This is a genomic window from Micromonospora sp. A202 (genome assembly GCF_006715105.1).
In the GTDB taxonomy this organism is placed as follows: Bacteria; Actinomycetota; Actinomycetes; order Mycobacteriales; family Micromonosporaceae; genus Micromonospora; species Micromonospora zamorensis.
The window spans coordinates 3,264,411-3,288,187 of the sequence record NZ_VFMP01000001.1; the positions used below are offsets into that span (position 1 = coordinate 3,264,411).

Annotated in this window: 23 protein-coding genes; 7 read left to right on the plus strand and 16 right to left on the minus strand. The window is 72.2% G+C overall.

Annotated elements, in window-relative coordinates; all coding sequences use genetic code 11:
• Positions 1-215 precede the first annotated feature (215 nt).
• The 9 genes from FBZ33_RS15265 to FBZ33_RS15305 are packed head-to-tail and all read right to left on the minus strand — an operon-like array spanning position 216 to position 8,344.
• Positions 216-533: an antibiotic biosynthesis monooxygenase gene (locus tag FBZ33_RS15265; RefSeq protein ID WP_141909552.1), complete on the minus strand. Its 318-nt coding sequence runs from the start codon at positions 531-533 to the stop codon at positions 216-218.
• The gene (locus FBZ33_RS15270; protein ID WP_141912696.1) at positions 530-1,780 is read right to left on the minus strand and encodes a beta-ketoacyl synthase N-terminal-like domain-containing protein; all 1,251 of its coding nucleotides are present in this window, start codon (positions 1,778-1,780) and stop codon (positions 530-532) included. The genes FBZ33_RS15265 and FBZ33_RS15270 overlap by 4 nt, the downstream gene beginning before the upstream one ends.
• Before the next feature lie 38 nt (positions 1,781-1,818).
• Positions 1,819-3,093, minus strand: a complete 1,275-nt coding sequence (locus tag FBZ33_RS15275) for a beta-ketoacyl synthase (protein WP_141909553.1) — start codon at positions 3,091-3,093, stop codon at positions 1,819-1,821.
• The gene (locus tag FBZ33_RS15280; RefSeq protein WP_141909554.1) at positions 3,090-3,494 is read right to left on the minus strand and encodes a cupin domain-containing protein; all 405 of its coding nucleotides are present in this window, start codon (positions 3,492-3,494) and stop codon (positions 3,090-3,092) included. Before FBZ33_RS15280 ends, FBZ33_RS15275 begins: the two co-directional genes overlap by 4 nt.
• Positions 3,487-4,242 (minus strand): SRPBCC family protein, encoded by a 756-nt coding sequence (locus tag FBZ33_RS15285; RefSeq protein ID WP_141909555.1) that lies wholly within the window; start codon positions 4,240-4,242, stop codon positions 3,487-3,489. Before FBZ33_RS15285 ends, FBZ33_RS15280 begins: the two co-directional genes overlap by 8 nt.
• The gene (locus tag FBZ33_RS15290; RefSeq protein WP_141909556.1) at positions 4,239-5,681 is read right to left on the minus strand and encodes an acetyl/propionyl/methylcrotonyl-CoA carboxylase subunit alpha; all 1,443 of its coding nucleotides are present in this window, start codon (positions 5,679-5,681) and stop codon (positions 4,239-4,241) included. The genes FBZ33_RS15285 and FBZ33_RS15290 overlap by 4 nt, the downstream gene beginning before the upstream one ends.
• Before the next feature lie 19 nt (positions 5,682-5,700).
• A complete protein-coding gene (accB, locus tag FBZ33_RS15295) occupies positions 5,701-6,213 on the minus strand; it encodes an acetyl-CoA carboxylase biotin carboxyl carrier protein (RefSeq protein ID WP_255509127.1) in 513 nt (170 codons plus the stop codon).
• A 17-nt stretch (positions 6,214-6,230) separates the two neighbouring features.
• Entirely contained in the window at positions 6,231-8,009 is a 1,779-nt protein-coding gene (locus FBZ33_RS15300) for an acetyl-CoA carboxylase carboxyltransferase subunit alpha (protein ID WP_141909558.1), read from the minus strand.
• Positions 8,006-8,344: a TcmI family type II polyketide cyclase gene (locus FBZ33_RS15305; protein ID WP_088948360.1), complete on the minus strand. Its 339-nt coding sequence runs from the start codon at positions 8,342-8,344 to the stop codon at positions 8,006-8,008. The genes FBZ33_RS15300 and FBZ33_RS15305 overlap by 4 nt, the downstream gene beginning before the upstream one ends.
• 434 nt (positions 8,345-8,778) lie before the next feature.
• Here FBZ33_RS15305 and FBZ33_RS15310 point away from each other — a divergent pair, with 434 nt between their 5' ends.
• From FBZ33_RS15310 to FBZ33_RS15330, 5 genes are all read left to right on the plus strand, one after another.
• Positions 8,779-9,576, plus strand: a complete 798-nt coding sequence (locus tag FBZ33_RS15310) for a BTAD domain-containing putative transcriptional regulator (protein ID WP_141909559.1) — start codon at positions 8,779-8,781, stop codon at positions 9,574-9,576.
• Between the two features lie 90 nt (positions 9,577-9,666).
• Positions 9,667-10,089 carry a TcmI family type II polyketide cyclase gene (locus FBZ33_RS15315; RefSeq protein WP_370453012.1) on the plus strand — a complete coding sequence of 141 codons (423 nt, stop codon included), beginning with the start codon at positions 9,667-9,669 and terminating at the stop codon, positions 10,087-10,089.
• A gap of 1 nt (position 10,090) precedes the next feature.
• Positions 10,091-11,440: an NAD(P)/FAD-dependent oxidoreductase gene (locus FBZ33_RS15320; RefSeq protein ID WP_141909560.1), complete on the plus strand. Its 1,350-nt coding sequence runs from the start codon at positions 10,091-10,093 to the stop codon at positions 11,438-11,440.
• A 339-nt stretch (positions 11,441-11,779) separates the two neighbouring features.
• A complete protein-coding gene (locus FBZ33_RS15325) occupies positions 11,780-12,904 on the plus strand; it encodes a hypothetical protein (RefSeq protein WP_141909561.1) in 1,125 nt (374 codons plus the stop codon).
• A gap of 308 nt (positions 12,905-13,212) precedes the next feature.
• Entirely contained in the window at positions 13,213-14,421 is a 1,209-nt protein-coding gene (locus FBZ33_RS15330) for a low temperature requirement protein A (protein WP_088948362.1), read from the plus strand.
• Between the two features lie 61 nt (positions 14,422-14,482).
• Here FBZ33_RS15330 and FBZ33_RS15335 read toward each other — a convergent pair whose 3' ends face one another.
• The gene (locus tag FBZ33_RS15335; RefSeq protein ID WP_141909562.1) at positions 14,483-15,238 is read right to left on the minus strand and encodes an aspartate/glutamate racemase family protein; all 756 of its coding nucleotides are present in this window, start codon (positions 15,236-15,238) and stop codon (positions 14,483-14,485) included.
• A complete protein-coding gene (locus tag FBZ33_RS15340) occupies positions 15,235-16,062 on the minus strand; it encodes a hypothetical protein (protein ID WP_141909563.1) in 828 nt (275 codons plus the stop codon). The genes FBZ33_RS15335 and FBZ33_RS15340 overlap by 4 nt, the downstream gene beginning before the upstream one ends.
• A 253-nt stretch (positions 16,063-16,315) precedes the next feature.
• Between FBZ33_RS15340 and FBZ33_RS15345 the strand changes: the two genes are divergently transcribed.
• Positions 16,316-16,522 carry a hypothetical protein gene (locus FBZ33_RS15345; RefSeq protein WP_007460667.1) on the plus strand — a complete coding sequence of 69 codons (207 nt, stop codon included), beginning with the start codon at positions 16,316-16,318 and terminating at the stop codon, positions 16,520-16,522.
• A gap of 68 nt (positions 16,523-16,590) precedes the next feature.
• Here the strand turns inward: FBZ33_RS15345 and FBZ33_RS15350 are convergent, their stop codons facing one another.
• On the minus strand, positions 16,591-16,920 hold the full coding sequence (locus FBZ33_RS15350; RefSeq protein ID WP_141909564.1) for a hypothetical protein: 330 nt from the start codon (positions 16,918-16,920) through the stop codon (positions 16,591-16,593).
• Between the two features lie 263 nt (positions 16,921-17,183).
• Between FBZ33_RS15350 and FBZ33_RS15355 the strand changes: the two genes are divergently transcribed.
• Entirely contained in the window at positions 17,184-18,161 is a 978-nt protein-coding gene (locus FBZ33_RS15355) for a TIGR03557 family F420-dependent LLM class oxidoreductase (protein ID WP_141909565.1), read from the plus strand.
• Positions 18,162-18,319: 158 nt separating this feature from the next.
• On the opposite strand, the gene FBZ33_RS15360 is transcribed toward FBZ33_RS15355, so the two are convergent.
• From FBZ33_RS15360 to FBZ33_RS15375, 4 genes are all read right to left on the minus strand, one after another.
• On the minus strand, positions 18,320-19,837 hold the full coding sequence (locus FBZ33_RS15360) for a hypothetical protein (protein WP_141909566.1): 1,518 nt from the start codon (positions 19,835-19,837) through the stop codon (positions 18,320-18,322).
• Positions 19,838-20,010: 173 nt separating this feature from the next.
• On the minus strand, positions 20,011-22,107 hold the full coding sequence (locus FBZ33_RS15365) for an APC family permease (RefSeq protein ID WP_141909567.1): 2,097 nt from the start codon (positions 22,105-22,107) through the stop codon (positions 20,011-20,013).
• Between the two features lie 87 nt (positions 22,108-22,194).
• Positions 22,195-22,596: a PH domain-containing protein gene (locus tag FBZ33_RS15370; protein WP_141909568.1), complete on the minus strand. Its 402-nt coding sequence runs from the start codon at positions 22,594-22,596 to the stop codon at positions 22,195-22,197.
• 363 nt (positions 22,597-22,959) lie between these two features.
• Positions 22,960-23,730, minus strand: coding sequence for a DUF5995 family protein (locus tag FBZ33_RS15375; RefSeq protein WP_099857509.1), 771 nt, complete (start codon positions 23,728-23,730; stop codon positions 22,960-22,962).
• Positions 23,731-23,777 lie beyond the last annotated feature (47 nt).

Consider the following 23,777-nt stretch of genomic DNA (forward strand, 5'->3'; position numbering starts at 1 on the left):
TCACCCGCGACAGCTGACAATCTTGGACAGTTTCCGTTACCCCGGCGGGCTCACGGAAACTGTCCAAGATCTACCCTGCCAGCTCTCCGTCACGCAGCTACCGACGTCGCCGGCACGGTCAGATCATTGGACGCACCAACGCCTTCGCTCATCGAACCGTCCAGATACGCCGGCTGGCACAGGCGAGCGCGACCATCTCGGCGGCACGCGAGCCGTCAGGCGAGCGCCGGCGTCTGCGCGTGGATGTGGAACCGCAGCGAGCGAGCGTCGGTGAAGCACTCCCGCATCGGACGCACCAGGTCCCGGTGTTCCGGGCTGCGTTCCCAGCTCTCGAAGTCGGCCAGACTCGCCCACTCGCTGGTGATCAACCACTGCTCCGGGTCGGTCGACGAGCGGCACACCTGGTCGACCAGGTGCCCGGGCACGCCGCCGGCCACCAGATGCCGCACCTGCTCGTACGCGGCGAGGAACTGCTCGGTGCGCGGCACCGGCACCCGCACCAGAAAGACCACCCGGGCCCGCTGCTCGGTCATGATGCCTCTCCCCTCATCGGTGCGGCTCCCCGCAGGACCAGCGCGCTGTTGAACCCGTCGAAGCCCCGCGCGCACACCAGCGCGAGCCGGTTGCGCGGCCGGCGGTGCTCCCGCAGGAAGTCCAGCTCGCACCCGTCGGCCACCTCGTCCGGGCCCGCCGACGCTGGCAGCGTGTCGTGCGCGAAGGCGAGCAGCGCGGTCGCCACGTCCAACGCCGAGCCTCCCTGGTACGCCCGCCCGGTCAGCGACTTTTGGGTGGTCACCGGAGGCGGCCGGTCGGCGAACACGGCCCGCAGCGCCTCGGCCTCGCTGCGGTCGTAGCGGGGCACACCGAGCGCGTCGGGCAGCACCACGTCCACCCCGGCCGCCGCGACGCCCGCCCGGTCCAGGGCCAGCCGCATCGCCCGCGCGTACTGCGCCGGATCGCCGGCACTGTCCGCCGTGGTGTGCGCGGCGTCGTGGGTGGAGCCCCAACCGCTCACCTCGCCGTAGACCCGGGCTCCCCGGGCCAGCGCGTGCCCCAACTCCTCCACCACGAACACCGCTCCCCCCTCCGCCGGCAGGTAACCGCTGGCCGTGGCGTCGAAGGGCCGGTACGCCCGCTCGGGGTCGGCGACGTCGCTGAGCAGCCCTGAGCGCAACTGGCAGGCCAGCGCGTACGGGCTCAGCGGGCACTCGGTGGCCCCGGCGATCACGACCGGAGTGCCCCGGCGCACCGCGCGGGCCGCGTGCGCGAGGCTGTCCAGCCCGCCGGCCGCCTCCGCGACCAGTACCCCGCTCGGGCCCTTGAACTGGTGGTGGATGGAGAGCTGCCCGACGCTCGCCGCGTAGAACCAGGCGATCGACTGGTACGCCCCGACCGTCCGCGACGACCCGCCCCACAACCGTTGCAGCTCCCGCTGGCCGAACAGGTTGCCCCCCGACGAGCTGGCCAGGGTCACCGCGTAGCCGTACGGGTCGGGGGCCCGCTCGGGCAGCCCGGCGTCGGCCAACGCCAGCCGGGTGGCGGCGAAGCCGAGGTGCGTCCACCGGTCGGTCTGCACCAGTTGTCGGCTGTCCGCGTAGGAGTCGGCGGTGAAGCCGGGCACCTCCCCGCCGAATCGGGTCGGGTAGCCGGACGGGTCGAACAGCGTGATCGGCCCGGTCCGGCGGGTGCCGGCCAGCACCGTTCGCCAGTGGGCGTCCGCGCCGATGCCGCTGGGCGCCACCACACCGATGCCGGTCACCACCGCGCGGGCGGTGCTCACGCCGTCGGTGTGTAGGGCGCCCCGGTGCTGCGCGGTGCTCACGCCGCCACCGTTCCGGGCAGGCGGCGGAACACCATCGCCGACTGGAAGCCGCCGAACCCGCTGCCCACCGAGAGGGCCACGTCCACCGGGACCTCCCGCGCCTCGTTCGGCACGTAGTCCAGGTCGCACTCCGGGTCCCTGGTGCTCCAGTTCGCCGTCGGGGGCACCACGCCGAACTCGATGGCCAACGCGCACGCGGCCATCTCGATCGACCCGATCGCGCCGAGCGAGTGCCCGACCATCGACTTGATCGAGCTGATCGGCACCCGGTACGCGGCCTGGCCCAGCGCCCGCTTGAACGCGGCCGTCTCGTGCCGGTCGTTCTGCCGGGTCCCCGAGCCGTGCGCGCTGATGTAGGAGACCTGCTCGGGCAGGATGCGGCCCTGCTTGAGCGCGTCGGTCACGGCCAGGCCCATCTCCAGCCCGTCCGGCCGCAGCCCGGTCATGTGGAAGCCGTTGCTGCGGCTGGAATAGCCGGACACCTCGCAGTAGATGTGCGCCCCCCGCCGCAGCGCGTGCCCGGCCTCCTCCAGCACCAGCACCGCCCCACCCTCGGCCAGCACGAACCCGTGCCGGTCGGCGTCGAACGGGCGGGAGGCGTGCGCCGGGTCGTCGTTGTCCGGGCTGGTCGCCTTGATCGCGTCGAACGAGGCGACGGTGACCGGCGAGATCGGCGAGTCGGCAGCCCCGGCCAGCATCACGTCCGCCTCACCGTCCACGATCATCTGGTGGGCGTAGCCGATCGCGTCGATGCCGGAGGTGCACCCTGTCGACACGACCTGCGCCGGACCGTGCAGCCCGTACCGGCAGGCCACGTCGGCGGCGAGGCTGCTGGGCACCAACGCCTGATAGAGGTACGGGCCGCCGCGCGCCGCGTCGACCAACCAGCGGCTGCCGTGCTCGCTGACCGTGACGTACTCCTGTTCCAGCGCCATCGTCCCGCCCACGGCGGTGCCCAGCACCACCCCCGCCCGGTTCCGCTCGGCGTCGGTCAGCACCAACTGGGCGTCGGCTACGGCCTCCGCGGCGCAGGCCAGCGCGAACTGCACGTACCGGTCGGACCGGCGTCGCTCCGCCTCGGTGAGCCCCGCCGCGACGGGGTCGAAGTCGCACTCCGCCGCGATCTGGGACCGGAATGGCGACGGGTCGAAGAAGCTGATCCGCCGGGTGGCGGTCCGCCCCTCGGTGATGGTCTTCCAGAAGCGGTCCCGGCTGGCGCCGCCCGGAGCGACCACCCCGACGCCGGTCACCACAGTGCGACGACCGGTCATGACCCGCCCCGCTGCTCGACCAACTCGGTGTCGACGTGCCCCAACTCGGGGCGGGGGGCGAGCGGGCCCAGGTGGAAGACCACCTCGGCCGGTTCGACGCCGGTGTTGCGCAGTCGGTGCCGCACGTTCACCGGGACGAACAGTCCCTCCCCGGCGGCCAGGAGCGTCGGCTGGTCGTCCAGGTCGACGGTGATCGCGCCACGCACCACGTACAGGAACTCCTCGCTGTACGGGTGGTAGTGCTCGGCGATCCGCTCCCCCGGCGCGAGCGCGGCCACCCCGAGGAAGCCCGAGGTGCTGCCGACGGTGCGGGGGCCGAGCAGCACCCGCAGCTCACCGCCGCGACGCCGGTCGGCGGGTACGTCCTGGGCGGCGATCGGCCGGGTGCTCAGGTCACTCATCGTCGGCCTCCGTCGTCTGGTCGGTGGCCGCCGGGCGACCCTGGTCGGCGCGCTGCCGGGCGATCCGCTCCACCCGGTCCTTGATCACTGCGAGTTGGATGACGCTGTTGGTGTTGATCCGCTCGGTCATCCCGGCGTTGTCGACAGGTGCGGTCGGCTTCATCGCGAAGTCCTGCGTCCAGGTCATCCGGGTGCCGCCGGCTTCCTCGGTGTAGCGCCAGTGGATGCGCATGTACTCGAACGGCCCGGTTTCCACCCGGTGTGCCCGCACCTGGCGGCTCACCGGGTCGGCGGTGCGCTCACTGACCCAGCTCCACGACACCCCGTTCTCGTCGGGGTACATGGTGAGCCGGAACCGCACGGTGTGCCCGTCGCGGTGCAGGATCTCCACCACTGCGTACTCGGTGAACAGCTCCGTCCAGTTCGCCACGTCGTTGGTGACCTCCCAGACCAGCGCGAGCGGCGCGTCGAGGACCACGCTGTTCTCGGTGTGCCCGGGTGGGTCGGCGCGGCGGGTGACCAGGTCGGCCACCGCCGGAATGCTGAGCTGCCCGGCCTGCTCGGGAATGGTCACCTGCCACCGGTCGGCGACGACCGCGGAGAGCTCCAGCAGGGCGAGGGAGTCCATGCCCAGCTCCTCCAGCGACGCGGCGGGCGCCCGGGCCGCGGCGTCGGCGTCCAGCCCGCAGTGCGCCACCAGGATGTCGGTGATCTCGGCGGTCATCGGGCGACCATGGGTGACGGTCATCGGGTCCTCCTGTGGGTTGCGTCGGGCTTTGCGGCGGGCGCGGGGCGCGGGGCGGGGGTGGCCGTCGGCCGTTGCGCGGGCGCGGCACCGGGCACGCCGAGCAGACGGTCGACCAGGCCCGTGGTGTAGCGGCCCTTGCGGAATGCGGCGTCGTCGAGCACCCGCCGGACGAACGGGATGGTGGTGTGCACGCCCGGCCCCGCGATGTCGAACTCGTCGAGGGCGCGCTCCAGCCGGTTGAGGGCCAGCTCCCGGTCGGGCGCCCAGACGATCACCTTCGCCAGCAGCGAGTCGTACCAGGGGCCGACGAGGTAGCCCGCGCTGGCGTGGGTGTCCACCCGGGTGAACGGTCCACCCGGTGGGGTGAAACGCTCCAAGCGGCCGGGAGTGGGAGCGAAACCGCGCTCGGGGTCCTCGGTGTTGACCCGGCACTCCACAGCGACACCGTGCAGGCGGATCTCCTCCTGCCGCCAGCGCAGCGGCACCCCGGCGGCGATGTGCAGCTGCTCGTGCACCAGGTCGATCCCGGTGACCATCTCGGTGACCGGATGCTCCACCTGGATCCGGCAGTTGATCTCCAGGAAGTGGAACCGTTCCTCGGCGTCGACCAGGAACTCCAACGTGCCGGCGCCGACGAAGCCGACCTCGAGGGCACCCCGCAGCGCCGTCTCGGCGATGGTGTCGAGAACGGCGGCGGGCAGTGCCGGGGCGGGTGCCTCCTCCACCAGCTTCTGGTGCCGGCGTTGCACCGAGCAGTCCCGGGTGCCCAGGTGCACGCCGTTGCCGTGGGAGTCGCAGAGCACCTGCACCTCCACGTGCCGCGCCTCGGTGAGGTACCGCTCGACGTACACCCTGTCGTCGCCGAAGGCGGCCTGGGCGGCGGCCCGGGTCCGGGTGTAGGCCCGACGCAGCTCGCCCGGGGTGTGCACCACCGTCATCCCCCGGCCACCACCCCCGGCGGCGGCCTTCACGATCACCGGGTAACCGACCGCCTCGGCCACCTCGGCCGCGGCTGCGGCGTTCGGCACCGGCGCGATGCTGCCCGGCGACAGGGGCAGACCGGCGCGGCTCATCAGCGCCCGCGCCGAGGACTTGTCGGCCAACGCGGCCATCACCGCGGGCGGCGGGCCGATGAAGATCAGGCCGTTGTCCACGCAGATCTCGGCAAAGTCGGCGTCCTCGGACAGGAACCCGTAGCCCGGGTGCACGGCCTGCGCGCCCACCTGCCGAGCCGCCTCCACTATCGCCGCGGCGTTGAGGTAGCTGCGTCGGCTCGACGCCGGCCCGATCCGGATGGCCTGGTCGGCGAGTCGGACCGCCGCCGAGTCGGCGTCCGCGGCGGAGTAGACCACCGCCGTCCGTACGCCCAGCTCCTTGCAGGCGCGCAGCACCCGCAGCGCGATCTCGCCCCGGTTGGCGATCAGGACGGTCTCGAACATGCTCAACCACCCCGCGCCGTCATGCCGGGTCCAGTTCGACCAGCGGCTGGTCGTACTCCACCGGCTGGCCGTCCTCGACGAGGACCGCGACCACCCGGCCGGCGCGGTCGGCGATCACCTCGTTCATCAGCTTCATCGCCTCGACGATGGCGACCGGCTGGCCCGGGCGGACCAGGTCACCCACCGCGACGAACGGCCTCGCGCCGGGCTCCGGCGAGCGGTAGAAGGTCCCGACGATCGGCGCTCGCACCACGGCGCGACCGGGCACCGACGGCCGGATCAGGGCCGCCGGTGGGCCGGGTGCCGGCGCGACCGGCAGCGCCGTCGCCTGAACCGGAGCAGGGAGTACGTCCGGTCGGGTCGCCTCTTCGGGGTGCCACTCGATTTCGAGCACCGCCGGCCCGCTGCGCAGCCGGACCCGGCGCACCGGGCCGGCCAGCTCGGCGATCAGGTGCTGTGCCTGCCGGCGCAGCCCGGCCAGTGCCTCCTCGCCGCCCACCTCGGTGTCGTCGGGCGCCTCGACGGTCGACACCGACCCGTCGCCGGCGGTCACCGGACACCTGCCCGGTTGACGCCACGGGTTGTCCCGAACCGTCGGAAGCGCTGCCGACGGAGGCGGACCAGCATGGCGGGCGGCACGTCCAGCAGCGGCAGCAGGTTGGCCAGCAGGGCGGCCCGCAACCGGTGGGCGGTCTCCGCCGGGTCGTCGTGCGCGGCGCCCGACGGCTCCGGCACGACCTCGTCGACCACGCCGAGCCGGCACAGGTCGGGCGCGGTCAGTCGCAGCGCGCGGGCGGCCTGCGGCGCCGCCGACCGGTCCGGCCAGAGGATGGCGGCGCAGCCCTCGGGGCTGATCACCGAGTAGACGGCGTTCTCCAGCATCAGCACCCGGTCGGCGACCGCCAACGCCAGGGCGCCGCCACTGCCGCCCTCACCCGTGATGACCGCCAGCACGGGCGTGGGCAGCACGGTCAGGGACAGGATGTTCTCCGCGATGGCCGCTGCCTGGCCCTGCTCCTCGGCGCTCACGCCGGGGTCGGCGCCGGGGGTGTCCACGAGGGTCACCACGGGCAGGCCGAGCCGGGCGGCCAGGCGCATCAGCCGCAACGCCTTGCGGTGCCCGGCCGGGCTGGCCATGCCGAAGTTGCGGGCGACCAGTTCGGCGGTGGTGTGCCCCTTCTGGTGGCCGATGACCATGACGTGCCGGCCGGCCAGCCGGGCCACACCGCCCACGATGGCCGGGCAGTCACCGCCGAGGCGGTCACCGTGCAGTTCCACGAACCCGTCGAAGACCGAGTCGAGGTAGTCCAGTGTGGTCGGTCGAGCGGGGTGACGCGCCATCCGGACGGTGTCCCAGGCGTCGCGTACCGCCGGCGTCTGGCCCGCCCCCGGAGTGGGTGACGGCGCCACGGCCGCCGCCGGGCCCGCTGGCCGCGCCAGGGCGGCATCGTCGTCGGCGAGGCGCTCGCGGCGCGACGCCGGCTCCTGCCGGGGTACGGGCGGGTGGCCGGCGCGGGCCGCACGGCCGGCGCGGGTCGCGGCCAGCAGCGCCACCAGCCGCCCGCGCAGTGACCGACGCTGCACCACCATGTCGACCTGACCGTGCCGGAGCAGGAAGTCGGCGGTCTGGAAACCCTCCGGCAGCGCCCGGCCGGTGACCTGACGGATCACCCGGGGGCCGGCGAAGCCCATCCGCGCGCCGCTCTCGGCGAGCACCAGGTCGGTGTTGGTGGCGAACGACGCGGCCACCCCGCCGTAGGTCGGATCGGTGAGAACGCTCACGGTGAGCAGACCCGCCTCCCGCAGCGCGGCGATGGCCTGGCTGACGGTGGCCATCTGCATCAACGACAGCGCGCCCTCCTGCATCCGCGCCCCGCCCGAGGCGGTGACCAGGACGAGCGGGACGCGGTCGTCCAGCGCCCGCTCGGCGGTCCGGGTGATCAGCTCACCCACCGCGCAGCCCAGGCTGCCACCGAGGAAACGGAAGTCCATCACGGCCAGGGCGACCGGGTGCCCGCCGATGGTGGCCGTGGCACAGACGACCGCCTCGGCCAGGCCGGTGCTGGCCCGCGCGGCGGTGAGCCGGTGCGGGTACGGCAGCACGTCGACGAAGTCGATCGGGTCCGCCTCCGGCAGCAGGTCGGACAGTGGACGCAACGATCCCGGGTCGACGAGTTGGCGCAGCCGTTCCGGTGCGCCGAGTCGGGCGTGCTCACCGCACTCGGGGCAGACGTCCAGGTTGCGGCGCAACCGTTTGCGGTAGAGCAGGCTCGCGCAGCCGGCGCAGCGGGACCAGAGCTGCTCCTCGCGGCGGGCGATGGCCGTCACGACCGCCGTCCGGGGTCCGGGGCGTCGAAGCGGTAGAAGCACTGCGCCATGGCGTCGCGCGGCGAACGCCAGGTCGGCAGGTACGGCGAGACGTACGGGCGCAGGCGGTCGCTGACCCGGATGAACTCGGGGTGACCACGGGCGGACTCCACCGCGCCCTCCGCCGGCTGCTCGGTTTCGAGCAGGTGCACGTAGAGGTCGTGCAGGCGGTACAGCGAACGGTGCCGGACGCCGACCAGGCGCGGCAGCTCCGTCGCGTCCGACTCGGCGAAGATCTCGGCGACCCGCTCCTCGGCGGTCGGATCCACCTTCGCAACGATCAGCGATCGGTCCATACAGGCCTCCCCCCACGGCGTCCGGCCGGCGACGGGTCGCCCCCGGACGCGCTGGACGACTGCCGACACGATGCGGCAATCCTCGTCACGGCGGCGTCACCGTGAAGGGATGATCAGCTACGCATGACGGTGACGCTGCGTTGACGCAACCTGTGTATCAGCTATGCGTCGAGCGCGCCCGGGACGACGGAACGGTCAGATGTTTGCCCAGTTCAGAACCGATCTCAGGTTGACTGTCGCGAATAGAAGGCCCACGTCGGCGTTGACTCACCGTGACCGCTATTGATAATCTTCACGGTGGCCAGCCCGGCGGCCTCAGCGGGCGGGGCCGCGCCCGGCCCCGCCGTCAGTGGTGAGGTCGACAGTGGCGTCACGGGCAACCGATCCGGGACACAGCAGACAGTCGGGACGAGCGTCCCGCAGGGGGTGCCGCCGTGGCCGCTGATCCGTCCGTGCCGACCGCCGGAGAACCGCCCGAGGAGGGCGTCTCACTCCACCTGCTCGGCGGCTTCCGCCTGCTGCGCGACGCCGTACCGGTCGTGGTGCCGCGCGGGCTGCAACGGGTGATCGCGCTGATCGGGCTGCGCCCCGGCGCCACCCGCAGCCAACTCGCAGGGCTGCTCTGGCCCGACGCCTCCGAGGAACGCGCGCTGTCCTCCCTGCGCACGGCGCTGTGGCGACTCCGTCAGGACCCGTGCTGCCCGATGACCATGGCCAGCGACACCGTACGACTCGGCACGGCGGTCCGGCTCGACGTGGACGACCTGGTCGGCACCGCGACCCGGGTCCGCGACGGCGACGACCCCCGCACCGCCGCCGGGGCGCTCGCCGCCGGACGACACGACCTGCTCCCCGGATGGTACGACGACTGGGTGTTGCTGGACCGGGAGAGACTGCGCCAACTGCGCCTGCACATGCTGGAACAGGTCGCCGGACACCACCTGACCGCGGGGCGACACGGCGAGGCCCTCGAAGCCGCGCTGGAGGCGATGGCCGCCGAACCGTTACGCGAGACACCGCACCGGCTGGTCGTCCGCATCCACCTCGCCGAGGGCAACGCCTTCGAAGCCGTCCACGCCTTCTACGTCTACCGGGACCTGCTGCGCAGGGAGTTGCGCCTGGAGCCGAGCCCTGCGATGTCCGCCCTGCTCGAAGACACGCTCGCCCCGATCCGCCAGGCCAGCCGGGACGCCGTCACCGATCGCCCGTCACCGGCCGGCCGGCGTACGTGACGGTGACGTGACAGGCGCTGCGGCACGGTGGGCGCACAGAGCACGTGGCGCCGGTCCGAGGGTCGGAAAGCCACCGGCGGAAGGGGTCCCATGAGTCGTCTACTGATCGTCAGCCGGATCATCCCGGGCGCGGAGGGGCGGGTCGCGCAGATCTTCGCCGAATCCGACGCCACCGAACTGCCCGGTCTGACCGGCGTCACGCACCGATCCCTGTACTGCCTGCACGACCTGTGCGTACACCTGCTGGAGACCTCGGACGTCGACCCGGACGCCCTCGCGGCGGCCCGCAACCACCCGCTCTTCCAGCAGGTCAACGAGCGGCTCTCCGCGCACACGTCGCCGTACCTGCCGACCTGGCGCTCTCCCCGCGACGCCATCGCCAGCTGCTTCTACCGGTGGGACGCCAGCGGCCCGACCAGCACCGACGCGCCCGCAGCACGCCCAGCCAGTGCAGGCGCTCCCGCAGCGCGCCCGGCCAGCACCGACACACCTGCCGCGCACCCGGCTGGCTGAGATGTCCGCCGCCCCACCGCACGTACTGATCATCGGCGCCGGCACCGGCGGACTCTGCCTGGCGCACGGCCTGCGCCGGGCCGGGATCACCGTCGCCGTCTACGAACGGCACCGCGACCGCACCGACGGGCTGCTCGGTTACCGCGTCGGCATCGGCCCCACCGGTAGCCGGGCACTGCGCGAGTGCCTGCCCCCGGAACTGTTCGCCACCTTCCTGGCCACCTGCGCGCGGCCACCGCACTACTTCAACGTGGTCACCCAGGGGCTGCGCCAGACCGCGTCGTTCGCGCTACGGCCCAGCGCCGACCCGGTGCACACCGAACACTCGGTGGCCCGGATGGTGCTGCGCCACGTGCTGCTGACCGGCCTGGACGACGCGGTGCACTTCGACAAGACCTTCACCCGGTACGAGCAGCGCGACGACGGCACGGTCACCGCATACTTCGCCGACGGCACCAGCGCCACCGGTGACCTGCTGGTCGGGGCGGACGGCACACACTCGGCGGTACGCCGGCAGTACCTGCCGCACGCCGTCACCCGCGACGCCGGCACCATCAACATCGCCACCCGCATCCCGCTGACCGCACACACCCGCGATCTCGTCCCGGAACGCGTCCGCCAGGGCATCTCACTGATCTTCGGCATCGGCGGGATAATGGGCGTGCTGCACGTCATGGACTTCAAGTGGGACGCCGAACGGGCGATCAAGCCCGGCGTCAGCGACGCGGACGCCGCCCTGCTGCGGCAGTGGCCCGGCCTGTCCGACGACACCACCACCGACAACATCAACCTGATCATCTGGAGTGCCACCCGCCGGTTCCCCGCCGACGTGATGGAACGACGAGGCGAGGACCTCGTACGGGTCGCCCTGGAACTCACCACCAACTGGCACCCGAACCTGCGGGAACTGCTCACCCGCGCGGACCCGGCCAGCGTCCTCCCGATCAACGTGTCGACGTCCGAACCGGTGCCTCCCTGGAAGAGCAGCACCGTCACCATGCTCGGGGACGCCATCCACACCATGACCCCCGGTCGCGGTGTCGGCGCGAACACCGCCCTGCGCGACGCCCGCCTGCTCTGCGAGCAGCTCACCCGGGCCACCACCGGAGACAAGACGCTGCTCCAGGCGGTGGCGGACTACGAGGCCGCCATGGCGCCGTACGGCTTCGCGCGGGTCGCCGAATCGTTGAACCGCAGCGGCACCAGCGGCGACGACCGGATGTACCGGCCGGTGGTGGGCCGGCTCGCGCTGCTCGGGGCACGCGGCTACTTCGGAGTGACCAGCCGGGTGCCGCGACTGCGCCGCCGGTTCGTCGACGACTTCCACACCTACGAGGGCGATCAGGACTGACCCGGGCAACAGCCCGTCGACCCGGGTTCGGCGTTCCGCGCCGGGCCCGGGTCTCGTCCTGTCCGGGCTTATCTCGTCGAGTCGCTGGCTCTCGTCGCGGCGCTGGCTTCGTCCGCGTCGCCGGCTCCCGTCGGGCCTGGCTTTGTGCTTCTTGACGCAACGCTGTGTCACTCGGCGGGCACCGGCTGAGGTGGTCGCCCCACGCACAACGTCCCTGGCCGATCCTGTCTCTCGCCCGCAATACGCGTGTGCGAAGCTGCGGCGAGTTTTTCTCGTGACTTATCCAACGAGCTGAGAGGGAGGTTCGCCGTGGCGTGGTCTATCGGACACTCGCTGATAGTGGTACTGGCACTGTTGCTGGGACTGGCCGCCGGATGGTTGCTGCGCGGCCGGCGGGGCGTACAAGGCAACTCGATTGTGGAAGGTGACCCCGTCGCCGGCCTGGCCGTGATCTCCACGCCGACGCCGGCGGCCACCACCGACGAGGTCCAGCCCGCGGCCGCCGTCGACCCGGCCCCGACCGCCGTCGCGGACGAGCCGGTGCCGGTGGACACGGTCAGCGCGCCAGCCGCGGTGACCGCTGCGGACGGTCCCACCCCGGTTCCCGTCCCGACGGAAGCACCGAGCACTATCGACCCGGGCGACATGGCGCTGACCGAGGCCCCGCCGCCCGTGCCGGCCGCCGAGCAGCCCGACCCGGCCGAGCTGCGGTCGGAGCCCGTTGTGGAGTCGACCCCCGAACCGGTCGAGGTCGATGAGCAGCCCGCCCCGGCGGCCGTGATCGCCCCTCGTAAGCCTGCGGACGACCTCCCGCACGTTGACAGCACGCCGCTCGACAGCACCCCGGCCGACGATGCGGTCGCGGCCACCCCGGCCGACGATGCGGTCGCGGCCACCCCGGCCGACGATGCGGTCGCGGCCACCCCGGCCGACGATGTCGAGACCCGGGCCACGGTGGCCGATCCGGCGGAGGCACCGGTGACCACCGACGCGGTGGACGTGGACCCGGCGGACTCTCACCGGGTGGACGCGAAGTCGACGGACGCGGACGCGGTGCACACCAACGCGGTGAGCACCGACGCTGACGCTGAGTCGGTGGACACTGAGCCGGTGCATGCGGCGGTGGCCACGCCCCCGGTCCGGCCGACCGTGAGCGCGACCCCTCCGGTCCGTTCGACCGCCGACACCGCGATCAGCACCTACGAGGGCGACCCGACGGGCCCGGCCGACGACTTCCGCCGCATCCAGGGGATCGGCCCGAAGATGGCGGCGGCGTTGCAGGACGCCGGCGTGCGCACGTACGGCCAGCTCGGCGATTTGGACGAGCCGGCGCTGCGCGACCTGATCCGTGCCGCCGGTCTGCGCGCCGCGCCCGGGCTGGCCAGCTGGCCGCAGCAGGCCCGTGTGCTCGCCGGAGCTGGTGAGGAGATGGCCGCGGTGCTGCCGAGCAGCAACCAGGCCTGACGCCCGAGACCGAGCCCTCGGCCCACCGTCCAACGCGACGGTAGGCCGGGGGCTCGTCCGTGCGGGTCGGAACACCGCAGGGCCGCACGCCGAACCGACGGACAAGGCGCACGGTGATCGACTCGCCTTACAGGAAACCGCGCCAATCCGACCGACCCGGACACCCCGACTTACAGGAACCCGAGTCGATCAGCCCCGGTTGGGGGAAGGGCCGGCGAATTCGGGGCCGTGCCGTCGACCGATCGTTACCGTCCGGGGAGGTGGACCGGACGGGTCCGTCGAGTCGACCGGTTCCGCAGGAGAATCCCGTGAACCTCGCCGCGCCGGAGCCCGGGTCACCTGGGCCCCGCCGCCCTCCGGTGCGTGATCCGGCGGCCCCGCGCCGGGTGACACTTCTCGAACTCTTCTTCGACCTTGTGTACGTGGTCGCGTTGGCCCTCATCTCCCGCGGACTGGTCGACCAGCTCGACTGGCACCGGGCCGGTCAGGCACTGATCATGCTGGCCGCCGTCTGGTGGACCTGGGTGATCACCACCCTGGTCACCGACCTGTACAACCCGGAACGCACCGAGATCAAGCTGCTGATCAGCGCCGTGATGTTCGGCGCGCTGCTGATGACCACGGCGATCCCGGAGGCGTTCAAGGACCGCGGGCTCGTCTTCGCCGGCACCTACGTGGCGATCCACCTGGGGCGCGGGCTGTTCCTGATGCCGGCGGTACGCCGAGAACCGCAGACCCAGCGTCGGGCGGTACGCATCTTCATCTGGTTCGCGGTGTCCGCGATCCCGTGGATCATCGGCGGGTTCGTCAGCGACGACGCCCGGCTGGTGTGCTGGGCCATCGCCCTCGCCATCGACTACATCGGTTTCCGCCTCGCGTACCCGGTGCCCGGGCTCGGGATGGTGCCGGAACCCCAGCGCAACGTGACGGCGGAGCACCTCTCCGAGCGCTACCAGCAGTTCTTCATCATCGCCCTCGGCGACGCGATCCTGATTATCGGCACCATGTTCAGCGCGCAGCACAGCGAGACGGAGAACATCGGCGCGTTCGCCGTGGCGTTCCTGACCACCCTGCTGCTCTGGCGAATCTACGTGCACAAGTCCGGTCAGCTCCTACCGATGGCCATCAAGGGATCGGCGTCGCCGAGCAAGTTCCTGTTCACCGCGCCGTACACCCATCTGTTGATGGTCGCCGGGGTGGTGACCACGGCCTCCGGGTTCCACCTCGTGCTGCTCGAACCGAGCGGCCGGACGCCACCGGCCTGGGCGGCGGTGATCCTCGGCGGTCCGGCACTCTTCCTGACCGGACGGGCCTCCTTCGAGTACGAGGTGTTCAGCCGGGTGTCGTGGTCCCGCCCCGGCGGGGTGCTGGCGCTGCTCACCATCGCGCCCGCCGTGCTGTACCTGCCACCGGTGTTCGCCTCCCTCGGCGCCCTGCTGGTGCTGGCCGGCGTGGCGTACGCGGACTTCCGACGCAGTTACGGCAAGCCGCCGGAGGCCCCCAGCCCACCGCACTGAGCCGGCTGACCGCACTGAGCCAGCCCACCGCACTGAACCGGCCCACCGCGGCATCGGCGGGTCAGCGGGCCGTCCCGGCCAGCAGGAGGCCGGCGTCCGGCACGTACGGCTCGACGCCCAGACCGGTCAGCAGTTGGTGCACCGTGGCGGTGGCCGCGGTGAGCACCGGGCGGCCGAGGCGGGCCTCCACCTGCGGCACCGCCGCCAACGACGGCAGCTGCACGCAGGCGGAGAGAACCACAGCGTCCACGTCGGTCACGTCCAGCCGGTCGGCCAGCTCCACCAGGCGGGACGTGGGGATGCGTCCCACCGCCACGTTGTCCGGCTCGCTCAGGCTCACCGCGTCGGTCACCTGCACGCCGTGCGCGGCAAGGTAGGCGGCGACGGTCGCGGTCAACGGCGGCAGGTACGGCGCGATCAGGGCCACCCGGCGGGCACCCAACGCCCGCAGCCCGGTGACCAACGCGCCCGCGCTGGTCACCACCGGCATGTCGTGCCCGGCACGACCGGCCGCGCGGCCCAACCGCCGCTCGGCCCGCTCGTGCGCCCCGGCGCCCTCGCACATCACCGCCACCAGGCAGGCGTACGCGAGGACGTCGCAGCGGGCGTCGGCCAGCTCGGCGGCGCACCGGACGGCGGAGCGGTTCATCCGGGCCAGTTCGTCGAGGGTCACCTGGCGCAGCCGTACGCGGCTGGAGTGCGTGGTGAAGCGGACCGTCGGGTCGACGATCTCACGTCGGCGCAGCATCGCCGGGATCTCGGTCTCCATGGTGGTGTTCGAACTGGGCACCACCAGGCCGACCCGGTAGTCGCTCACACCAGCGCCCCGGCGTACCCCCGGACCTGCAACCGCTGCCGGGCGGTGCCGCCGAGGCGCACCTGCAGGCCGAGCGGCGCGGCCGCGCGGCGGACGTCGTCGAGGTGCAGCGACCCGTGCCGGTCCACGGTGAGCACGGGCGGCTCCTCCAGCTCACCCTCCGGCGCGTGGAAGGAGAGCAGGGTGACCGAGGTGGTGAGGTAGCCCGGGTACGCCGCGCGGGCCGCCGCCTCGTTCCGGTGCAGGAGCACCACCAGGTCGTCGAGGTGGGCGAAGTCGGCGGCGAGGCCCCCGGCCTTCCAGTGCGCCGGTTCCTCGGCCGTGCCGGTGAGATGGCGGGACCGGTTCGCCGAGGTGATGTAGAGGTGGTCCGACCCGGTCTCGGCGAGCGCCCGCTCGAAGAAGGCGTTGGACGGGCAGGTCAGGCCCGGGGCGATCACCTGGGTGGTTCGTACTCCCTGGTCGACCTGGACGAGGTGCTCGGGGAGCCGTTCCGCCGCCGGGCCCCGGAAGCCGAACGGCCCGGCGCCGTAGAGGGCGTCCATCAACGCCCGCACCCGACCAACCGGCAACCGGGGTGAAATTCGGGTCCAGTCGAACATTCCCGGGATCCGTCCGATCGCGGTGGTGATGCTGCCGACCTGGTTGACCGGACGCCCCTTGGCGAGGTTGACCCGGCCGACGGTGTCCGCGTCGGGACGCGTGACGATGACGTAGAAGTTGGCGAACGCCGCCGCGACGACCGCGCCGCCAGCCAGCGCGCGGGCCGCGACCGCGACGTCCTCGGGGCGGTCGATGTACAGGGGCGGTGACGGGGCGTCCATGAGTCCTCCTCGGCGGGGCGCTGAGGCAGTTCTACGTCCACCGCCCCGTACGACGGCGAGGTCGGTCGGCGATCCGATAGCCGATTCGCGTGACCCGGTGCGGGTGGCCGATGCGCGGGCGGTACTCAACGGCGGACGGCATCGGCCGGACGGACGATCCCCCGGGGGTCGTGGCGGGCAACCGTTAGCCGCGTGACCCGATTGGGTACAACGCCTGCACCTCAGATCCACCACATTCCCCCAGGAGGCAGCGATGCGCGGCACCTCGATACTCGGAGTCATCGTCGTGATCTGGTTGGTGATCGGCGCAATCGCCGGTGGCCAGCGAGGCTATTACAGCGGCGACGACACCAACTGCGCCGAGGCCGGCACCATCCTGGTCACCATCGTGGCCGGGCCCTTGAACTACATCGGCGCCAACCCCAAGGTCGACTGCAAGCTGCCCGAACCCTCTAAGTAGGTCGAACGCACTCCGGCCCGTGCCCCCTGACCGGGGGCACGGGCCGGTGCACGTTCGGTAGGAACGGCTCAGCTGTTGTAGACAACCGAGTCGCAGCGGCCGTTGTAGTCTTCGGGCCTCGCGTAGCCCATGCAGACGAAGACCTCAGTCCAGCGATACGAGGTGCCCGCGCCGGATTCCCACCGCAGCCGCACGCTTCCGGCGTTGCTGGTCTCGTCGACGGCGATCGCACCGGCGTACTGCTGTGCCCAGTAGACGTACACGCGGGCGGCGTACCCGTCGTCCTTCTTGTCGGTGACCGTGTTGGTGCGGTTCGTGTACAGCCAGGCGTAGCCGGCGCTGTTGACGCAGAGGGTTGCCGTCGCGCTGGCTCCCGCCCCGCCCGTCGGGCTCGGCACGTTGCCGGTGAGGCAGCCCTCCGCGTCGGCCCTGACGCGGCGGGCTCCGAGCGCTGATCGACTCGAGTTCCTGGAAGTCGCGGTATCCGAGGCTCGGCGACAGCCCGATTTCCGGAAACCCGAGTGGATCACGGGCCGCGCGGACGACCACACACCCCGTAAGCCGTCCTAGGAGGCTGGTTTGCAGGGCTGGGCGGCGTTTGTCGACGGCGAGGGCGGGAAGCCGACCCGGCGTCGACCGGCGGACGGAATCGGAGCGTGCCATGCAGATCGGCTACAAGCTGGCCTCGGAGGGCTACGGCCCCCAGGAGATCATCCGGCAGGCCGTCATGGCCGAGCAGGCCGTCATGGCCGAGCAGGCCGGTTTCGACTTCGTCGAGATGAGCGACCACTTCCACCCCTGGCTCGACACGCAGGGCCACTCGTCGTTCACCTGGAGCGTGCTCGGCGCCATCGCGGCCAGGACCAGCACGCTACGGCTGGCCACCGGCGTCACCTGCCCGACCGTGCGCTACCACCCGGCGATCATCGCGCAGGCCGCGGCGACCATGGCACTGGTCTCCGACGGGCGGTTCACCCTCGGGGTGGGCGCCGGCGAGCGACTCAACGAGCACGTCGTCGGCCAGGGATTCCCCAGCGTGCGGGGCCGACACGAACGGCTACGCGAGGCACTGGAAATCATCCGGCTGCTCTGGCAGGGCGGATACCAGTCGTACGAGGGCCGGCACCTGCAACTGGAGGACGCCCGGATCTTCGACCTGCCGGACACCCCACCGGTGATCGCGGTCGCGGCCAGCGGCGAGGCGTCGGCCCGGCTGGCCGCCGAACTCGGCGACGGGTTGTTCGCCACCGAGCCGGAGGCGTCCATCGTCGAGCACTACCGACGCGCGAACGGGTCGGGCCCACGCTACGCCGAGGTTCCGCTGGCCTGGGCCACCGACGAGCAGCAGGCGGTGCAGGCGGTGTTGCAGACCAGCCGGTGGATGGTCACCGGCTGGAAGGTGATGAGCGAGCTGCCGAACCCGGTCAACTTCGACGCGGCCAGCGCGTACGTCGAGGAGAAGCACATCCGCCAACTCTTCGCCATCGGCCCCGACCCGGAGCCGCACGTCGCCAAGGTCCGGTCGTACGTCGAAGCCGGCTTCGACCACATCGTGCTGCAGAACGCCGGCCCCGACCCGGACGGCTTCCTCGACTTCTTCGCCGGCGACCTCGCCGGCCGTCTCCGGGCGATGACCTGACGGCCGCCGCACCTGACGCCTCGACCGCTCCGAGCGCCGCACGCGAGCGGGACGCACCGAGCCGCCCCGACTGATCGTCGGGGCGGCCGGTTGCGCGGGTCCGCTCAGCGCGAGTTGTGCGCGCAGGTCCGCTCACCGCGGGTCGTGCGCGGGTCCGCTCAGCGGAAGCAGTGCGCGATCGGCGCCTGGCTGCCCTCGCAGTTGGTCGGCTCGTTCTCGACGACCACGCTCTCATCGTCGATCTTGACCTGGGCGTGCGAGGCGAAGATGCCGCCGGGCTTCACCGTCGACGCGTTGTGGGTGACCTTGCTGGTGTAGATGGCCACCGAACCCGCCGTCGCGTAGATGCCGCCCCCCTTGGAGGCGGCGCCGACGGCCTCGTTGCGGGTCACGTCGCTGCCGCGTACCAGCAGGTTCGCCTTCTCGGCGTAGATGCCGGCGCCGAGGCCGTGGGTGGTGTTGCCCTCGACCACGCTGTCGTCGAGTGGCGTCAGGCCCTTCACGGTCGAGATGCCGCCACCGTTGACGGTGGAGGTGTTGCCGCGGATGGTCATCGTGCGCATCACCAGCACCGCGTCGGAGTTCGCGGCACCCCCGCCGACCTGCGCGGTGTTGTTCAGCAGCTCGGTGTCGGAGACCTTGGTCCGGGCCGAGAAGCTGGCCAGCCCACCGCCCTGGCTGGCGCTGTTCTGGGTGAACGAGACGCTCTCCACGTCGGCCGCGCCACGGTAGTTGCCGAGCCCGCCGCCGTACCCGTTGGCGCTGTTGCGGTGGAACTCGGATCGCTTCAGCGTCAGCACCCCACCGTTGAGCAGGCCCCCGCCCTTGCCCGCGGCGCCGGATGCGCTGTTGCCGATAAAGGTCGAGTCGGTGACCACCATGTTGCCGTCGTTGAAGATGCCTCCGCCGCCGCCCTCGGGGGACAGCGAGGTGCTCTGGGTGACGGTGACCCGCTCCACCACCGCTGTCGCCCCGTGCACCACGTGCACGCTGCCGCCCTCGATGGCCGAGCGGCCGTTGTGCAGTTCCACGTCGCGCAGGGTCAACTCGCCGCCGTCGCGGACGGTGAAGAACCGGAACGCGGCGGCCTGGGCGTCGCGGGCGATGGTGGCTCCGGCGCCGTCGATCGTGATGGGCTGGTAGATCACCGGCAGGCCGGCGGTGTCGTCGGCCGGGTTGTGCGGCGGCGCCTCGGCGTCACCGGGGGTCTCCGCGGCGTCGGCCGCTTCCCGTGCGTCCCGGATCCCACCGTCGTACTGGTCGGTCTCGTGGAACGCCTCGGTGAGGGTGTAGCGGCACTTGGGCGCGAGCCGGAGTTCCGCGCCGCCCTCGGCGTTGGCCGTCACCAGCGCCGCCACCAGCTTCGCGGCGTCGCAGGGCACCGACACCACACCGCGCTTGCCGGTGCCCGGGGTGGCCGGACGGGCCCGCTCGGCACCGTCCTTGCCGCGCCCCTCCCCACGCTGGTCGTCGGCCCGGCGGTCGTCTTCGCTTCCGGCCGTCGCGCTCAGTCGGCCCAGACCGGGGAGGGAGAGGGCGCGGTCCGCGGCGGCGGCCACGCCGGCAACGCCGGCCGCTCCCACGACCAGGCTCCCCGCCAGGAAGCCGCTGGCGAGGAACCATCGGGACCGCCGTCTGGGTCGGGTCGCGCGGTCTCCTCCTGGGTACGTGGACATCAAGAATGCCTACCTTCCTGCCTGCCTACCGTGACCGCGCCCCGATCCGGGCGCGGGGCGCTCGACGTACCGTCGACCACCAGACGTCACGATAAGTCCGCAATACGGACAAGAAGGTGTGAACGTGAATAGTGCCCTTATTCATCTCTGGAACCCACCAAAAGGGCAGCCGGTCACCCGCCGACGTGGATCCCCGGCCGACGCAGCGGGTCCCGCTCGGTCCGACGGATGATCTCCCGTACCACCGGCGGGGTGTCTCCACGGCCGAGGATGAGATAGCGCGCCAGGTGCGCGATCGGGCTCCCCTCCGACCACTCGAAGTGCGCGTGCGGACGTACCCCGGTAGCGTCGCGCAGGGCCAGCAGGATCGCGGCGATCGCGTTGGGCGCGGCCGGGCTGCTGGCCCGCAGCACACGAAAGCCCCCCACCTCGATCCCGTGCACCTGCAGCACCTGGCTGAACCCCGACGGGTCGACCACGTCGATCTCCAGGAACAGCACGTCCGCGGCCCCGGGCACCGGGTTCATCCCCCGCTGCGCCCGTTCCTTGACCGTGTACTCCTTCACCGAGCCCTGCTGCCGCTTGTTCGCGATCAGGTGCAGCTGCCCGTCGTGGGCAAGCGACTCGGTGATGAACCGACGGGCCAGCTCGTCGAACTCGATCCGCTCGGCACGCAACTCGGTGGTCCGGGTGACCCGGGAGACCAGCGAGACCACGATGATGCCGAGGATGAACAGCGCGGAGATGGTGATCCCGTCCGGCTGCTCGACGACGTTCTCCAACAGCGCGTACAGCAGCACCAGGGTCAGCACCGTGAAGCCGATCGCGGCGGCGCGCTGGTGCCGTCGGGCCGCGGAGATCGTCACCGCCACCGCGCCGGAGACCATCATCGCCAGGATGCCGGTGGCGTACGCCCCGGCCTGGGCGTTGACGTCGGCCCGGAAGGCGATGGTGATGGCCACGCTGACCACCGTGTAGACGATCACCACCGGGCGCACCGCCCGCGCCCATTCCGGCGCCATGCCGTACGAGGGCAGGTAGCGCGGCACGATGTTGATCAGCCCGGCCATCGCCGAGGCGCCGGCGAACCAGAGGATGAGCACGCTGCTCACGTCGTAGACGGTGCCGAACACCTCCCCCAGGTAGGTGTGGGCCAGGAACGCCAGCGCCCGCCCGTTCGCGGCGCCACCAGGGCGGAACTCCTCCTCCGGGATGAGCGCCGTGGTCACGAACGTCGTCGAGATCAGGTACACCGACATGATCAGGGCGGCGGTGGTGAGCAGCCGGCGGGTGTTGCGGATCCGAGCGGCGAGTCGGGCCTGCTTGTCCGGACCGTCGGCCGAGATCAGGGGCATCATGCTGACCCCGGTCTCGAAACCGGACAGCCCCAGCACCAGCAGCGGGAACGCCAGCACGGCGGTGAGCAGCACACCGCCGGGCCCGCCACCGGTCTCGGTCAACGCGGCGGTCCAGTCCGACACGATGTTCGGGTCGCCGACGATCCGGACGACCGCGACCACGACGATCACCGCGTTGAGCACCAGGAAGACCGCGACCAGCGGGATGGCGACAACCACCGCCTCGCGGAACCCGAGCAGGAACACCCCGCCGAGGATGAGCAGCAACGCGACGGTCACCACGACCGGCACCAGGGGGCCGTGCATGGCGTCGGGCAGGTACGGGTTCTCCAGCAGGTGCACTGTGGCGTCGGCCGAGGAGAGGGTGATCGTGATGATCCAGGAGGTCGCCACGAAGCCCAGCAGCACCAGGACGAAGATCTTGCCCCGCCAGAACGGCAGCAGCCGTTCCAGCATCGCCACCGACCCCTGGCCGTGCGGGCTCTCGTGGGCCACCCGCCGGTACATCGGCAGCATGCCGAACAGGGTGAGCGCGACGATCAGGAGGGTCGCCAGCGGGGAGAGCGCGCCGGCCGCCACCGCCGCGATGCCCGGCAGGTACGACAGGGTGGAGAAGTAGTCCACGCCGGTCAGGCACATCACCTGCCACCAGGCGTGCCTGCGCTCCTGCCCCTCGGTCGCCTCCGGGCCGGGTGGCTGCACCTGATGCTGGAAGAGCCACCGGCGCAGTCGGCTCGCCGGTGGCCCCGAACGGACCGGCGTGGGCACGCGTTCGGGCACCACGACGCCGTGCCGGCCGCTCCGGTGCGGGCGGGCCGGGTCGCGGGCCGCCCGCAGCGCCGGGTCCGGCCCGTTCGGCGTGTGCCGGCGTCCACTCCAGCGTCGTGGTTTCGCCCGGTGCTCGTCACCCATCGTCCGTCCCACCCTCACAGGTCCTGATCCGACGGTAGGCGGTGGCCGGGGGCCCGGCCTGCGGAAACGGGGACGTGGACGACCTGCTCAGGACAGGTCCGGGACGGCGAGCAGCCGGGCCAGCGCCGGCGGGTCGGTGACGGTCATCGTGGCCGCCGGGTGCCGTGGGCGACCGCCGGGTATCAGGGCCGGCACCGGTTCACCGAAGCGCAGACAGATCCCGCCGGCCGTGCTGGTGCCGAAGCTCGCGCCCCCGTCGGCCAACGACAGGTGCGGCCCGATCACCCGCCACCAGCGGTACGGACCGCTCAACTCGACGGCGGTCACGTTGTCCCGGCGGGTCCGCAGCCACCACGGCCCGTACCGGATCGTCAGGTCCCGGTCGGTCACGGCCACCCAGGCCGTCGCCGGGCGGACCCCCAGCAGCGCCAGCACCGGGCGGAACGCCGGATCGAAGCGGAACGGAAACCGCGTCGCGGCCTCGGTCATCGCGCACCGGGCCGGGCCGTGGGCCGCGACACCGGGCCACCCGGCCGCAGGGGCCCGGGCCGCGCCGGCCGGGGTCGGGCGGCGGGACGGTGCCGGGCCAGGACGGTCATGGCGCGGGCGTACCCGTTGCGCGCCCGCCGACACCACCTAATCTCGCGCCGTCGCCGCCCTCCCCCACCGCCGGCCGGCACCCCCCGGGCCGGCCGACGGTGGCAGACGGTCGACACCCCCCGGGCCGACCGGCTGTTCTCCCCGAGGGCCGACCGAAGTCGGGCGACCACGCGGGGTGGGTGGAGCTGGTGGGACGCACCCCCGCGCTCCGCCGCCCCCCACGGGGCGGAGCGCGGGGGCCCCCCGTCCCGACTACTGCAGAAACGCCCCGAGGGGCGAGAGCAGCAGCCGGCCGAGCGCCGCGGCGTTGTCGTCCAACCGCATGCGCTCACACTCGCGGGCGTCCGGGTCGTGCCGGCACCGCCAGATCTTCTGCGCGTTACGCCAGGCGACATCGCGGGTGTACTCGACCAGTTCCCCCTGGTACCAGTCGTCGATGTCGCCGTTGAGCATGTCGATGAGCAGCTGCCACCGCTCCAGATAGCCCCGGCGCAGGCCGGGGATCTTGTCCGCGAAGATCTTGTTGATCTCCAGGTAGTCGTGGTGCTGGTCGCTGCCGTCGACCGGCTCCGACTCCAGGTGGTCGAACGTGGTCACCAGGGCGAACGGCAGGTCGAAGTTGATGTGCGCGTTCACCCCGGCCGCCGCCGAGGGCAACGGGCGGGCGTCCGGCCCACGCATCCGCTCGAAGAGACACGACCACGCCTTCGGCGTGCCCGGGCTGGAGTCGGTCCACAGCCGCATCGCGTCGAAATACCGCGCCGCGAACTCGACGTCGAGCCGGGAGAGGAACGCCGGGTCGACGAAGCGGTCGTCGTACAGCCCGTCCAGCACACTGCTGGTGATGGTCAGATAGAGCCTGTTGAAGTCGGCCAGTGGGCAACTGGCCTCCAACGGAGGCAGCCGCACCAGCATGTCCTGAAGCTTGGTGAGGTGATCGACCACGGCCGGCACGTCCGCGGGATGGTCGGCCAGCAGGTCGACGATGTCCCGGTGCACGGGCCCCCAGACCGGTTCGGTCATCTCTCCTCCATGGTGGTCGGCGGCATCCCCCGTGCCGTCGTCGACGC